This window comes from Sphaerisporangium perillae (assembly GCF_023276435.1).
GTDB classification, from domain to species: Bacteria; Actinomycetota; Actinomycetes; order Streptosporangiales; family Streptosporangiaceae; genus Sphaerisporangium; species Sphaerisporangium perillae.
The window spans coordinates 49,003-61,661 of sequence record NZ_JALLPO010000011.1 but is presented as its reverse complement, the minus strand read 5'-3'; the positions used below and the strand labels follow the sequence as shown (position 1 = coordinate 61,661).

Sequence of the window (12,659 nt, the reverse complement as noted above, 5' to 3'; positions counted from 1 at the left end):
CCGGCGGCCGATTCCGGCATTCACCTGGGACCACATGCGCGGGCGGGAGCACGGCCGCGGTCGCTCCATCGTGACGGCGGCCACGGCCCGGACCGGCTCAGGCCGGCGGCGGCCGGAGCCGGCGTCCGGAGGTCACTTCACGACGACGAGGACGGAGTGCCAGCCGGTGGCGCCGTCCGGGGCCGGGGGGGCGTAGTCGGCGGTCTGGGTCTGTCCCGTCGCGTCGGTGGCCCGCACCTCGATGGTGTGCCGTCCCGGGGTGGCCTGCCAGCCGTCGAGGACCCACTGGCGCCAGGTGTCCGGTCCCGGGACCTCGGCCAGCCGTGCCCGCTGCCAGGCACCCTTGTCGATCCGCACCTCGACCGCGTCGATGCCCCGGTGCTGGGCCCAGGCCACGCCGGCGATGGCGGTGCGCCCGGCCGGGATCGTGGAACCGCCCCGCGGCAGGTCGATGCGGGACTCGGTCTTGATCGGCCCCTTGGCGGCCCAGCCGCGCGGCGTCCAGTAGGCCTCGTCCTGGTCGTAGCGGGTCACCTTGATGTCTGTCACCCACTTGGTGGCCGACACGTAGCCGTACAGTCCCGGGACGACCTGCCGCACCGGGAAGCCGTGCGAGACGGGAAGCACCTCGCCGTTCATCGCGATGGCGAGCAGCGCGTCGCGGCCGTCCATCACGATGTCCACCGGCGTGCCGCAGGTCCAGCCGTCGGAGGAGGTGGACAGCAGCATGTCGGCCCCCGCCTGGATGCCGGCCTCGCGCAGCACGTCGGCCAGGCGGGCGCCGAGCCAGCGCGCGTTGCCGATGTAGGGACCTCCGACGTCGTTGGACACGCAGGTCAGCGTCACGTCGGCCTCCATGAGGGGCCGCTTCAGCAGGTCGGCGAAGGTGAGCTCGACAGGCTTGTCCACCATGCCGTGGATCTTGAGCGTCCAGGTCTTCGGGTCCACCTGCGGGACGACCAGCGCCGTGTCCACGCGGTAGAAGTCCCGGTTGGGGGTGGTGAACGGGCTCAGGTCCTTCAGGCGGAGGTCGACCCCGGCGGGGAGCGGCGTGGCGGGCTTCGCCGGTCTGGGCAGCAGGACCTGGGCGCGCTCGGTGTCGACGTCCAGCCGCCCGGCCAGCCCGCGGCCGGCCAGCCCGCCGGCCCCGGCGATGGCGACGCCCGCGACGACCCCGGTCAGCAGGCCGCGCCGGTCGAACGCGTACAGTTCGGCGCCCGCCCGCATGACCACCGGGCGGTCCACCGCCCCGCCGCCCCCGGCCGGAGCAGCCTCCGCGGCCGAGGCGGCCCCGTCAGCCGCGGCCGGGACGGAATCGTCACCGGCGGGCGGGCGGGCCTCGTCCTCGGCTTCGAGGTGCGCGCGCAGGTCTTCGTAGCCGCGCTCCACGGCCGGCCACGCGCGGCGGGCCAGGATGCGCAGCGCCCAGGCCCCGGCCGCGACGCCGAGCGCGGACGGCAGGACCGACAGGGGGCCGGAGTCGGGCCGCGTCATGGCGGCCAGCACGCCGACCAGCCCGAGCACGGCCAGGCCGGCCATGGCGAAGCCCATCCGGTCGCGGGCCAGCAGCCCGATGCCGGCGGCGATGAGGGCGAGCACCACGACGATGCCCGAGATCAGCACGAGTTTGTCGTTGGCGCCGAAAGTGCTGATGGCCCATTCCTTCAGCGCGGCCGGCGTGCGGTCGACGGCCGCGTCGCCGACCGCGATCACCGGAGATGCCTTCGGGTCGATCAGCCCCGCGACGAGCTGGCCGATGCCCAGGGCGACCGCTCCCGCCACCACGCCGATGAGCGCCGCTGCCCATGCCTGGCCGCGCGGGCGCGTCTTGTTGTCGTTCACAGGTGGAACGCTACGCCTGTACCCGCGGCCGGGATCTTACGCCCTGGTTACGGAGCATTCTCCGTACCTCGCTCCGCCGCCGCGGCCGCCCTCTCAGGCGCCGAGCACCTGGCGCAGCACGGGGACCAGGGCCCGGAAGGCGCGGCCCCGGTGGCTGACGGCGTCCTTCTGCGCGGGGGACAGCTCCGCGGTCGTGCGGCTCTCGCCCTCGGGCACGAAGATCGGGTCGTACCCGAACCCGTTGGTGCCGCGCGGGCCGCGGATCAGCGACCCGGTGAGCGTGCCCTCGACGACGCGCTCCTCGCCGGAGGGCAGCGCGAGCGCCGCGGCGCAGGCGAAGTGGGCGCCCCTACGGCCGTCGGGAACGTCGGAGACCTGGGCGAGCAGGAGCGCGAGGTTGGCCGCGTCGTCGCCGTGGGACCCCGACCAGCGGGCCGAGAAGACGCCGGGCATGCCGTTCAGCGCGTCGACGCACAGGCCGGAGTCGTCGGCGACCGCCGGCAGGCCGCTCGCGGAGGAGACGGCGTGCGCCTTGAGCAGGGCGTTCTCGGCGAAGGTCAGGCCGGTCTCCGCGACCTCACCGATCTCGGGGAACTCCTCCAGGCCGACGAGCTCGATCTTCTGGTCGGCTTCGGTCAGGATGCGCCGCAGTTCGACGATCTTGCCCTCGTTGCGTGTCGCGAGGACCACCCTCGGCATCGCGCTCATGACAGAACCCTCCCCTTGTCGCGGATCAGGAGGAACGCGCTCACGCGAGGGCCTCGCGCTGGCGCACGGTCAGGTCGGCGCACCCCGCGGCGGCGAGGTCGAGCAGGGAGTCGAGGGTCGAGCGGTCGAACGGGCGGCCCTCGGCGGTGCCCTGGACCTCGACGAACTCCCCCGAGCCGGTCATGACGACGTTCATGTCGGTCTCGGCGGCGACGTCCTCGGTGTAGCAGAGGTCGAGCAGGGGCGTCGAGCCGACGATGCCGACCGAGACGGCGGCCACGGAGTCGACCAGCGGGTCACCCGGGCACATCTTGCGCTTGCGCATCCAGCCGATGGCGTCGGCCAGGGCGACGTACGCGCCGGTGATGGCCGCCGTGCGGGTGCCACCGTCGGCCTGGAGGACGTCGCAGTCGAGGACGATGGAGTTCTCGCCTAGGGCCTTGTAGTCGACGCAGGCGCGCAGAGACCGCCCGATCAGGCGCGAGATCTCGTGGGTGCGCCCGCCGATCTTGCCGCGCACCGACTCGCGGTCGCTGCGGGTGTTGGTGGAGCGGGGCAGCATGGCGTACTCGGCGGTGATCCAGCCGAGCCCGCTCCCCCTGCGCCACCGCGGCACGCTGTCTTGCACCGAGGCGGCGCACAACACCCTGGTGTTGCCGAACTCCACCAGGACCGAACCCTCGGCGTGGGCGAGCCAGCCGCGGCTGATCGTGACCGGCCGGAGCTGGTCGGGACTGCGTCCATCTTCACGTGCCATGAGCCTCACCTTAGGTCATACACGGCCCCGCTCCGAGCGAGTTCCACGCGGCCTTCGTACCCCCCTCGGGAGGCGTCGTCCAGGACCTCGCCCTTGTCGTTCCACGGGACCAGATGGGTGAGCACGAGCGTGCCGGCGCCGGCGCGGGCGGCGTGCTCGGCGGCCTGGCGGCCGGTCATGTGGAGACCGGCGGGGATGCCGGGCCGGTCGAGCAGAGACGCCTCGCACAGCAGGATGTCGGCGCCCGCCGCGAGCTTCACCAACTCGGGGCACTCACCCGTGTCGCCGGAGTAGGCCACCGAGCGCCCGCCGTGCGAGACCCGGAACCCGTAGGTCTCGATGGGATGGTTCATCAGTGCGGCCGTCACCTCGAACGGGCCCACGGAGAAGACGCCCGGCGCGAGCGCCGTGAAGTCGAACGCGGTCTCAAGGCCCGGCTCGTCGTCCATTCCGTACGCGGCGGCGAGGCGGCGCGGCGCGTCGTCCGGCGCGTACACGGGCACGCGCGGCAGCGGCGCACACGGCGCGTAGGTGCGCACGACGTGGTAGGAGCACAGGTCCAGGCAGTGGTCGGCGTGCAGGTGCGACAGGCAGATGGCGTCCACGTCGTACAGGCCGATGTGCCGTTGCAGAGCTCCCAGGGAGCCGTTGCCGAAGTCCAGGAGCAGGCGGAAGCCCTCGGCCTCCAGCAGGTAACACGACGCGGGGCTGTCGGGGCCCGGAAAGCTTCCGGAGCAGCCTACGATCGTCAACTTCACGGCGGCCTCCTAACTCGGCGCGGTCAGCGCCTCTTCGCCCGAAACGTCCCCCACCAGCGCGCGTTCGACGGCACCGATCTCCGGGCCGAGGAACCGCCGCCCGAGGTGCGCGAAGAGGGCGCCGTCACCTGTCGCGCGGAACCGGTGGCGGGGCGTCGTGTTCTGCACGGCGAGCCCCCTGTCGTGCAGAACGCGGAAGACGTCCTTGGCGGTCTCCTCGGCGCTGGACACGAGCGTGACGCCGTTGCCCACCACGTAGGAGATCGCGCCGGTCAGCAGCGGGTAGTGCGTGCAGCCGAGGATCAGCGTGTCGCAGCCCTCGTCGATCACCGGCTGGAGGTACTCGCGGGCGACCTCGATGAGCTCGGCGCTCATGGTCTCGCCCCGCTCGACGAACTCCACGAACCGGGGGGCGGCCACGCCGGTGAGCCGCACGTCGGGGGCCGCCGCGAAGGCGTCGTGATAGGCCATGGACTCGATCGTCGCGCGGGTCGCGATCACGCCGACCCGGCCGTTCCTGGTGGCGCGGACGGCCCTGCGCGCCGCGGGCTGGATGACCTCCACCACCGGCACGTCGTACCGCTCCCTGGCGTCGCGCAGGACGGCGGCGCTGGCGCTGTTGCAGGCGATCACGAGCATCTTCACGTCGTGCTCGACGAGGTGGTCCATCACCTGCAGGGCGTAGGCACGCACCTCGGCGATGCGCTTCGGCCCGTACGGCTGGCGCGCGGTGTCCGCCACGTACAGGATCGACTCGCTCGGGAGCTGGTCGATGATCGCCCGGGCGACCGTCAGACCTCCCACGCCGCTGTCGAAGATCCCGATCGAGGGACCGTCCTGGTCAAGCTGCTCGTCCTGGGCCTCAATGAGGCTGACCCACGGCGCGTGGGCGACGCTCCCGATATCCGACATGATTCCCAACACTAGGGGACTGTGAACAATCGCTCTCGGTAAGAATGCTCACATTCGAGTAATCCCTGCGGGGGTACCGTCCCCCGCGCGTCCGGTCAGCCCCGCCCGAGCCTGGCGAGCTGGCGCGACTGCGCGACCAGGTTGCCCCCGGCGTCCCAGACCTCGACGTCCTCGTCGAACCAGCCGTCCCTGATCAGGCGTCCATGGCCGACGATCTTCAGCCAGCCGGGGGCGGGCAGCGCCCTCAGGTGCCAGGTCAGCTCCACGGTCGGCGCCCAGCCGCGGGCTCCGGCCGAGAAGGCGACGGGCGGCAGCGCGTCCACGGCGAGCGCCAGGACGAAGGGGTCGGGGTCCTGCGGCTCGGACATGCGGAAGTACGCCCGGGACTCTGGGCGCCCTGTGGGGGCGCCGGTGAACCAGCCGATGCTCGGCGGGTCGAAGCGCACCTCCATCTGGGCGTTGAGCGTCATGTTCGACTCGGGCTTCGGGTCAGGCAGCCCGAGGCACTCCTCGACGGGGGGCATGACCACCGCGGGCTCGCCGGTCCACTCGCTGGCGCCGCCGCCGAGCGTGGCGGTGGTCACCAGGGTCTCGATGTAGGCGGTGTCGTCCTGGATCAGGGTCGCCCGGGTCATCGCGGCGGTCTTGCCGGTCTTGAGCTGCTCCAGCCGGACGCGGGCGGGTCCGGGGCCCGGCGACCGCAGGAACTGCGCGGCGGTGGTGACCGGGTGCTCGTACGGCGAGGCGTCGACGACGGCCCGCAGTATCACGGCCATGAGATAGCCGCCGTTGAGCGGCCCTCCGATCGCGTAGCCAGGATCGAGGCAGACGTCGTAGGTGGTCTCGTCGACCCGGATCGCCTGCGTCGCCTCGTCGAACTTCGTCATCTGTACTCTTTGCCTCGCTCCGCGCACCGCACCCGAATGTTGTTCTAGCTCCCCCACCTTACCGATGCCCGCGCCGTCACGCCCAGGCGGGACGGTGAACGGAACCGGTCACGATCGAGACGCCCTGGCGCCCGAAAGCACCCTGCAAGTGTTTCGCTACCGCCATGATCTAGCCTCACCGTGAATCCCCTCCTAGCCATCGAGAGCGAGCCATGGCAGGCCAACCCCACCCCCCGTACCCCTTCAACCAGGACCCCGACCGGACCGTGTCCTACCGGCACCCCGCGTCCGGCCCCACCCCTGGCCCGTACACGCAGCCCTATGCGCACTCCGCGCAGCCCCCCGGCGGTCCGCCTCCCTGGCAGCACGCCGAGCTCGGCCCGCCCCAGCCCCCGACCAGGAAGAGAGGACGGGGATGGGTGCTGGCGATCGTCGCGGCCGTCGTCGTCGCCCTGATCGGCGGTGGCGGCGTGTACGCCATGAACCTGCTCAGCGGCGGCGGCACCCAGCCGGAGGACGTCCTGCCCTCCGGGACCATGGCGTACGTGCGGATCGACCTCGACCCGAGCGCCGGCCAGAAGGTGGCGCTGTTCCAGCTCGCGAAGAAGTTCTCCGCCACCCGGAGCGCCTTCACCGGCGACGACCCCCGCAAGGCGCTGTTCGAGCTGCTGCGCAAGGACAGCAAGGACCTGGCCGGCGTCGACTACGCGCGTGACGTCGAACCGTGGCTCGGCGACCGCGTCGGGATCGGCGTCCTGGCGCCGCGCGCCGGGTCCGCCACCCCCGGGGTGGCCGTGGCGGTGCAGGTCACCGACCAGACCCAGGCCCGCACCGGGCTGCCCAAGCTGACCGGCGGCGAGATGAAGGGCCTCGCGTTCCGGGAGGACTACGCGATCCTCGCCGAGACCCAGGCGGAGGCCGACCGCTACGCCAAGGCCGCGCCGCTGTCGGGCGAAGCCGGCTTCGCCGCCGACCTCAAGGCCCTCGGGGATCCGGGCGTGCTGTCGTTCTGGGGCGACGCGGGCAGGCTCACCAAGGCCGCGGAGGCCGTCGGTGTGTCGCCGTCCTCCGGCGCCGCGGCGCTGGACATGGTGAAGAACGTGCGCTTCGCCGGGGCGCTGCGCTTCGACGGCGGGTACGCCGAGCTGACCGGCATCACCCGCGGCGGGACCATGCGCGCCGCCGCGAACGCCGAAGGCTCGCGCCTGTCGCGGCTGCCCGCCTCGACCGTGGGCGCGCTGTCGGTGTCGGGCCTCGGGGAACTGCTGTCCAAGCAGTGGGCACAGCTCACCAAGGCGGCCGATGGCACGTCGGGGTCGTTCTCCGACTTCGTCGCCCAGGCACGGCAGTCCTACGGCCTCGCGCTCCCCGACGACCTGGTCACCCTGCTGGGCAAGAACGTCACCGTGGCGCTGGACGAGCGGGGGCTCGACGGCGACCTGCCGAACGCCGGCGCCGTCCTCACCACCGACCCGGCCAAGGCCCAGGAGATCGTCTCCAAGCTCGAGAAGTTCGCCGCCGACTCCGGGACCGCGGCCCCGCAGCTCGTCAAGGTGGCGGCCGATGGGCGGCTGGTCCTCGCGAACTCCCAGGAGTACGCGGACCTGCTGGCCAAGGACGGCACGCTCGGGGAGAGCGAGACCTTCACGACCGCGATCCCGGACGCGGACTCCGCGTCGGCCGCGCTCTACATCGACCTGGACAAGATCGAGAAGTACTACCTGAAAGACCTGCAGGGCGAGGACCGGGCCAACGCCCAGGCGCTGCGGGCGATAGGCCTGAGCGCCAGGCAGGCCGACGACACCACGTCCTTCAGCCTGCGCGTGCTGTTCAACTGACGCTTCGGGACCGAAGCTCACCCCGGCCGGGCGTCTCCCCCCGGCCGGGGTGAGCTTCCCCGGGGCTCCCCGGCCGAAGGCTCTCTCGGCCGGCGGGACGGGAAGACACCGACGGGCCGCCTCTCCAAGGAGAGGCGGCCCGTCCGCGTCACGAACCGGATGGCCCGATCAGGCCCAGAGCTGGCCCTCCAGGCGGTCCTCCGCCTCGTCGATCGTGCCCTCGTAGGCGCCCGTGGAGAGGTACTTCCACCCGCCGTCGGCCACGATGAACGCGATGTCGGCGCGCTCGCCCGCCTTGACGGCCTTGGCGGCCAAGCCCATGGCCGCGTGCAGGGCGCAGCCGGTGGAGATGCCGGCGAAGATCCCCTCGGTGCCGAGAAGCTCGCGCGTGCGGCGCAGCGCGTCCGCCGACGTCACCGAGAAGCGGGTCGTCAGCACGTCCGCGTCGTAGATCTCGGGGATGAACCCCTCGTCCACGTTGCGCAGGCCGTACACCAGCTCGCCGTACCGGGGCTCGGCCGCCACGATCTGCACCCCGGGCACGTGCTCGCGCAGGTAGCGCCCGACTCCCATCAGCGTGCCCGTGGTGCCGAGCCCGGCGACGAAGTGGGTGATCGAGGGAAGGTCCTGGAGGATCTCCGGCCCCGTCGACTCGTAGTGGGAGCGCCAGTTGGCCGGATTGCCGTACTGGTAGAGCATCACCCAGGACGGGTTCTCCGCGGCCAGCTTCTTGGCGACCCGCACGGCCTCGTTGGACCCGCCCGCCGCCGGCGAGGAGATGATCTCCGCGCCCCACATGCGCAGCAACTGGCGGCGTTCCTCGGAGGTGTTCTCCGGCATCACGCAGATCAGCTTGTATCCCTTGAGCCTGGCCGACATGGCCAACGAGATGCCGGTGTTGCCGGAGGTGGGCTCCAGGATCGTGCAGCCGGGAGTGAGCAGGCCGTCCTTCTCCGCCTGCTCGATCATCCACAGCGCCGGGCGGTCCTTGACCGACCCGGTCGGGTTGCGGTCCTCGAGCTTGGCCCAGATGCGCACGTCCGGGGACGGGGACAGCCTCGGCAGCCCCACCAGCGGGGTGTTCCCGACCGAGTCGATCAGCGAGTCGAAGCGCATGGCTAGCGCTTGCCCCCGGCCACGGCGGGCAGCACGGTCACGGTGTCACCGTCGGCGACAGGGGTGTCCAGGCCGCCGAGGAAGCGCACGTCCTCGTCGTTGAGGTAGACGTTGACGAAGCGGCGAAGGCCGGAGTCGTCGACGATGCGCTCCTTCAGGCCCGGATGCCGGGACTCCAGATCGCCGATCAGGTCCGAGAGCGTGGCACCTGCGGCGTTCACGGACTTGGCGCCGTCGGTATAGGTGCGGAGGATGGTCGGAATGCGAACCTCGATGGCCATCGCGGGTTGATCTCCTTGGTCAGTGGTCGTCACGGGGCGCCCAACGAGTGCGAACACACGCGGCTGGGCGGGGATTCCTGCGATCAGGAACAGTCGTAGACGACGGAGAAGGGAGTGTGCGCGAAAAGGTGGTTCTGCACGGGTGACGAATGCCCAGGGCGCACTCCAGCGCTCCGCGAATCCGGGTCAATCGTCAGCATGTTCCCAACTCTACAGCTTTCCGAGGTGCAGCCCGATGACCGAGATTCCCGGTCCCGCACGTGCGGCTGCGCGAGCGGTTCATGCCTGGACGATCTCGACCTTCTCCTCGGTCACGACGCCGTCCAGCACGCGAAACGAGCGGAACTGCACGTTGTCCGGATCGGCCGTGGACACCAGCACGTAGTGGGCGTTCGGCTCGGAGGCGTAGCTGATGTCCGTTCGCGACGGGTAGGCCTCGGTCGAGGTGTGGGAATGGTAGACGACCACCGGCTCCTCGTCCCGGTCGTCCATCTCACGCCACACCCGGAACTGCTCCATCGAGTCGAACCGGTAGAACGTGGGAGACCGCTCGGCGTTCTCCATGGGGATGAAGCGCTCGGGGCGGTCGGAGCCCACCGAACCCGCGATCACCCCGCAGGCCTCGTCCGGATGATCGGCCCAGGCATGGGCGATGATCTTGTCGACCAATTCCTGCGAGATGCTCAGCATGCCTGGAAGCTACCAAAGGGCGCGGACCAGCGTGTCCTGGAGGTAGGTCAGCCAGTCGTAGGTGACGTACGCCGGGTAGCGCGGGTCGTCCTCGGTCATCTCGGCCAGCTCCTCGTGGACCTCCTCGGTGACCTCCAGGCGCACGCCGAGGGCCAGCCGCACGTCATTGAGCGCGCGCAGCCACGCCTGCGCCTGCTCGGGGGTGAGCTCGACCTTGCCCTGCTCGGCGGTCTCCAGCAGCGTCTCGGCGTCGGCGCGCTTGCCCTCGCGCAGGGTCGCCTCGGTGTAGCGCCGGAACTCGGCCGACGCCTCGTCGTCGTCGGCGTACGCCGAGGGGAACAGCCGGGCCAGCACCGGATCGGACGGCACCTTCGCCGAGCCGATGCCAAGGGCCCGCTCGAGCGGATCCTCCCCGGTGGCGCCCGGCTCGACGAGACCGAGGACCTGCGCCACCAGCGAGCGCAGGATCGAGGCCTCCCCGGCGTCCAGCAAAATCGTGACCCCGCCGCTGTGCGCGGAGCTGAAACCGGTGCTCACGCCGAATCCCTCTGGACGGTGGCCCACAGACCGTAGGAGTGCAGGGTCTGCACGTCGCGTTCCATCTCCTCACGAGTGCCACTGGCGACGACGGCCTTGCCCTTGTGGTGCACGTCGAGCATCAGTTTCTCGGCCTTGGCCTTTGGGTAGCCGAAGACCGTCTGCAGGACATAAGTCACATAAGACATGAGGTTGACCGGGTCGTTCCACACGATCGTCAGCCACGGGAGATCGGGACGGACGTCCGTCGACGGACGCTCGACCTCGGCTGGAGCGGTACTACCCACATTCCCATCCTGCCCTACCCCGGTCGTAGTCTTCGACTTGTGAAGATGGCCATGAGCAGCGCGTTGCTCACCGATCACTATGAGCTGACAATGCTGCAGGCGGCATTGGGCAGCGGCGCCGCACACCACCGAGCCGTGTTCGAGGTCTTCGCCCGCCACCTGCCCCATGGACGCCGGTACGGCGTGGTCGCGGGCACGGGACGGGTGCTGGACGCGCTCGCGGACTTCCGCTTCGGCGACGCCGAGCTCGCCTTCCTCCGCGAGCACAACGTCGTCAACGACCAGACGCTGGACTTCCTCGCGTCCTACCGCTTCTCCGGCGACGTGTACGGCTACCTGGAAGGCGAGTGCTACTTCCCCGGCTCGCCGATCATGGTCGTGGACGGCACGTTCGCCGAGGCCGTCCTGCTGGAGACGGTGATCCTCTCCATCCTGAACCACGACTCCGCGGTGGCCTCGGCCGCGTCCCGCATGGTCCACGCCGCCGGCTCGCGGCCGATCATCGAGATGGGCTCCCGCCGCACGCACGAGCTGGCGGCGGTGGCAGCGGCGCGGGCCGCCTACATCGCGGGCTTCTCCTCCACTTCCAACCTCATGGCCGGCAGCGTGTACGGCGTGCCTACCGCGGGCACCAGCGCGCACGCCTTCACCCTGCTGCACAGCAGCGAGTACGAGGCCTTCCAGGCCCAGATCGACTCGCTCGGTCCCGGTACCACCCTGCTCGTCGACACCTACGACGTCGGCAAGGCGGTGCGCACGGCCGTGGAACTGGCCGGGCCCGAGTTGGGCGCGGTGCGCATCGACTCCGGCGACCTCGCCGTCGCCGCCTGCGAGGTACGGCAGATGCTCGACGCGCTCGGCGCCACCAAGACGCGCATCGTCGTCACCAGCGACCTCGACGAGTACGCCATCGCGGCCCTCGCCGCCGCCCCCGTCGACGGGTACGGCGTCGGCACCTCCGTCGTCACCGGCTCGGGCGCGCCCACGGCGGCCATGGTCTACAAGCTCGTCGCCCGCGAGGACAGCGAGGGCAAACTCCAGCCGGTGGCGAAGAAGTCGGTCGGCAAGCCCAGCAAGGGCGGCAGGAAGAACGCCTTCCGCGCCCTGCAGAACGGCACGGCCACCGCCGAACTGATCACCACCACCCCGGCCACCCCGGCCCCTGCCGGCTTCGCTTCTGACACCCTTGCGCCCGGCGGCCCTGCTTCCGGTGAGCCCATGGCCGGCGGGGTGGCTTCCGGCGCCCGGCCGCTCCTTCACGAGCTGGTGCGCGGCGGCCAGATCGTCGGCCGGGAACCACTGGCGGCCGCGAGAGAACGCCACCACGCCTCCGTGGCCGAGCTGCCCCCCCTAGCCCACCAACTCTCCCAAGGCGACCCCATCATCCCCACCCTCTTCTCCTGACACCCCTCACCTTCACCCACCACCACACCTCCGCAGCAGCAAGGGAAGCGGGCCTGATGAAGACCACTCTTGTCATCGTCGATGTGCAGAACGACTTCTGCGAGGGCGGCAGCCTCGCGGTGGGCGGGGGCGCCGAGATCGCCGCGGCCATCGGACCGTACGCCGCCGCCGAGGGCTACGACCATGTCGTGGCGACCCGTGACTACCACGTCGATCCCGGCGACCACTTCGCCGACCGTCCCGACTACGTGCGCACCTGGCCCGCCCACTGCGTCGTGGGGACGACCGGCGCCGACTTCCACCCGGCGCTCGACACCTCCGCCGTCGAGGAGGTGTTCAGCAAGGGCCGGCACAGCGCGGCCTACAGCGGCTTCGAAGGCGCGAGCGCCGAAGGCACCGGCCTGGCCGAGTGGCTGACGTCACGCGGCGTGGAGCAGGTGGACGTGGTCGGCATCGCCACCGACCACTGCGTACGGGCGACCGCCCTCGACGCCGCCAAGAACGGCTTCGCCGTGCGCGTCCTGCTCGACCTGACAGCCGGCGTGGCCCCGGCGACCACCGAAGCAGCCCTCAGCGAACTCCGCTCCGCCGGGGTCCAGATCAGCGGCACCCCCGTCCTGAAACCCGCCTGACAGGCCCCCA

14 protein-coding genes are annotated in these 12,659 nt (G+C 71.2%); 3 read left to right on the top strand and 11 right to left on the bottom strand.

The genetic code is table 11. The features are described 5' to 3' along the window. Nucleotides 1-132: 132 nt before the first annotated feature. The 6 genes from MYF83_RS12765 to MYF83_RS12740 all read right to left on the bottom strand — a co-directional run bounded on the left by MYF83_RS12765 (nt 133) and on the right by MYF83_RS12740 (nt 5,864). Nucleotides 133-1,842 carry a molybdopterin-dependent oxidoreductase gene (locus MYF83_RS12765; RefSeq protein WP_248960492.1) on the bottom strand — a complete coding sequence of 570 codons (1,710 nt, stop codon included), beginning with the start codon at nt 1,840-1,842 and terminating at the stop codon, nt 133-135. A 93-nt stretch (nt 1,843-1,935) separates the two neighbouring features. After that, a complete protein-coding gene (gene rdgB / locus MYF83_RS12760) occupies nt 1,936-2,550 on the bottom strand; it encodes an RdgB/HAM1 family non-canonical purine NTP pyrophosphatase (protein ID WP_248960491.1) in 615 nt (204 codons plus the stop codon). A 40-nt stretch (nt 2,551-2,590) separates the two neighbouring features. Further along, entirely contained in the window at nt 2,591-3,307 is a 717-nt protein-coding gene (rph, locus tag MYF83_RS12755) for a ribonuclease PH (RefSeq protein WP_248960490.1), read from the bottom strand. A 5-nt stretch (nt 3,308-3,312) separates the two neighbouring features. Continuing rightward, nucleotides 3,313-4,065 carry an MBL fold metallo-hydrolase gene (locus tag MYF83_RS12750; RefSeq protein ID WP_248960489.1) on the bottom strand — a complete coding sequence of 251 codons (753 nt, stop codon included), beginning with the start codon at nt 4,063-4,065 and terminating at the stop codon, nt 3,313-3,315. Nucleotides 4,066-4,074: 9 nt separating this feature from the next. Then, nucleotides 4,075-4,977, bottom strand: a complete 903-nt coding sequence (gene murI, locus MYF83_RS12745) for a glutamate racemase (protein ID WP_248960488.1) — start codon at nt 4,975-4,977, stop codon at nt 4,075-4,077. Between the two features lie 95 nt (nt 4,978-5,072). Further along, nucleotides 5,073-5,864, bottom strand: coding sequence for a thioesterase family protein (locus MYF83_RS12740; RefSeq protein ID WP_248960487.1), 792 nt, complete (start codon nt 5,862-5,864; stop codon nt 5,073-5,075). A gap of 212 nt (nt 5,865-6,076) precedes the next feature. Here MYF83_RS12740 and MYF83_RS12735 point away from each other — a divergent pair, with 212 nt between their 5' ends. Continuing rightward, nucleotides 6,077-7,702: a DUF3352 domain-containing protein gene (locus tag MYF83_RS12735; protein WP_248960486.1), complete on the top strand. Its 1,626-nt coding sequence runs from the start codon at nt 6,077-6,079 to the stop codon at nt 7,700-7,702. Between the two features lie 168 nt (nt 7,703-7,870). On the opposite strand, the gene MYF83_RS12730 is transcribed toward MYF83_RS12735, so the two are convergent. The 5 genes from MYF83_RS12730 to clpS all read right to left on the bottom strand — a co-directional run bounded on the left by MYF83_RS12730 (nt 7,871) and on the right by clpS (nt 10,613). Further along, entirely contained in the window at nt 7,871-8,818 is a 948-nt protein-coding gene (locus tag MYF83_RS12730) for a PLP-dependent cysteine synthase family protein (protein WP_248960485.1), read from the bottom strand. A gap of 2 nt (nt 8,819-8,820) precedes the next feature. Then, nucleotides 8,821-9,099, bottom strand: a complete 279-nt coding sequence (locus MYF83_RS12725) for a MoaD/ThiS family protein (protein ID WP_248960484.1) — start codon at nt 9,097-9,099, stop codon at nt 8,821-8,823. Nucleotides 9,100-9,378: 279 nt separating this feature from the next. After that, on the bottom strand, nt 9,379-9,789 hold the full coding sequence (locus tag MYF83_RS12720) for a M67 family metallopeptidase (protein ID WP_248960483.1): 411 nt from the start codon (nt 9,787-9,789) through the stop codon (nt 9,379-9,381). A gap of 9 nt (nt 9,790-9,798) precedes the next feature. Beyond that, nucleotides 9,799-10,326 carry a DUF2017 domain-containing protein gene (locus MYF83_RS12715; protein ID WP_248960482.1) on the bottom strand — a complete coding sequence of 176 codons (528 nt, stop codon included), beginning with the start codon at nt 10,324-10,326 and terminating at the stop codon, nt 9,799-9,801. After that, on the bottom strand, nt 10,323-10,613 hold the full coding sequence (gene clpS / locus MYF83_RS12710; protein ID WP_248960481.1) for an ATP-dependent Clp protease adapter ClpS: 291 nt from the start codon (nt 10,611-10,613) through the stop codon (nt 10,323-10,325). The genes MYF83_RS12715 and clpS overlap by 4 nt, the downstream gene beginning before the upstream one ends. A gap of 45 nt (nt 10,614-10,658) precedes the next feature. On the opposite strand from clpS, the gene MYF83_RS12705 reads away from it, so the two are divergent. Further along, complete coding sequence (locus MYF83_RS12705) at nt 10,659-12,017, top strand: nicotinate phosphoribosyltransferase (RefSeq protein ID WP_248960480.1); 1,359 nt, start codon at nt 10,659-10,661, stop codon at nt 12,015-12,017. A 56-nt stretch (nt 12,018-12,073) separates the two neighbouring features. Continuing rightward, nucleotides 12,074-12,649 carry a nicotinamidase gene (locus tag MYF83_RS12700; protein ID WP_248960479.1) on the top strand — a complete coding sequence of 192 codons (576 nt, stop codon included), beginning with the start codon at nt 12,074-12,076 and terminating at the stop codon, nt 12,647-12,649. The last annotated feature ends 10 nt before the right edge of the window (nt 12,650-12,659 follow it).

Excerpts from the sequence above, each read along its gene's own strand:
- MYF83_RS12735 (WP_248960486.1), top strand. The coding sequence starts at position 6,077 with ATGGCAGGCCAACCCCACCCCCCGTACCCCTTCAACCAGGACCCCGAC.
- rph (WP_248960490.1), bottom strand. The coding sequence starts at position 3,307 with ATGGCACGTGAAGATGGACGCAGTCCCGACCAGCTCCGGCCGGTCACG.
- MYF83_RS12725 (WP_248960484.1), bottom strand. The coding sequence starts at position 9,099 with ATGGCCATCGAGGTTCGCATTCCGACCATCCTCCGCACCTATACCGAC.
- rdgB (WP_248960491.1), bottom strand. The coding sequence starts at position 2,550 with ATGAGCGCGATGCCGAGGGTGGTCCTCGCGACACGCAACGAGGGCAAG.
- MYF83_RS12720 (WP_248960483.1), bottom strand. The coding sequence starts at position 9,789 with ATGCTGAGCATCTCGCAGGAATTGGTCGACAAGATCATCGCCCATGCC.
- MYF83_RS12730 (WP_248960485.1), bottom strand. The coding sequence starts at position 8,818 with ATGCGCTTCGACTCGCTGATCGACTCGGTCGGGAACACCCCGCTGGTG.
- murI (WP_248960488.1), bottom strand. The coding sequence starts at position 4,977 with ATGTCGGATATCGGGAGCGTCGCCCACGCGCCGTGGGTCAGCCTCATT.
- MYF83_RS12705 (WP_248960480.1), top strand. The coding sequence starts at position 10,659 with ATGGCCATGAGCAGCGCGTTGCTCACCGATCACTATGAGCTGACAATG.
- MYF83_RS12740 (WP_248960487.1), bottom strand. The coding sequence starts at position 5,864 with ATGACGAAGTTCGACGAGGCGACGCAGGCGATCCGGGTCGACGAGACC.
- MYF83_RS12700 (WP_248960479.1), top strand. The coding sequence starts at position 12,074 with ATGAAGACCACTCTTGTCATCGTCGATGTGCAGAACGACTTCTGCGAG.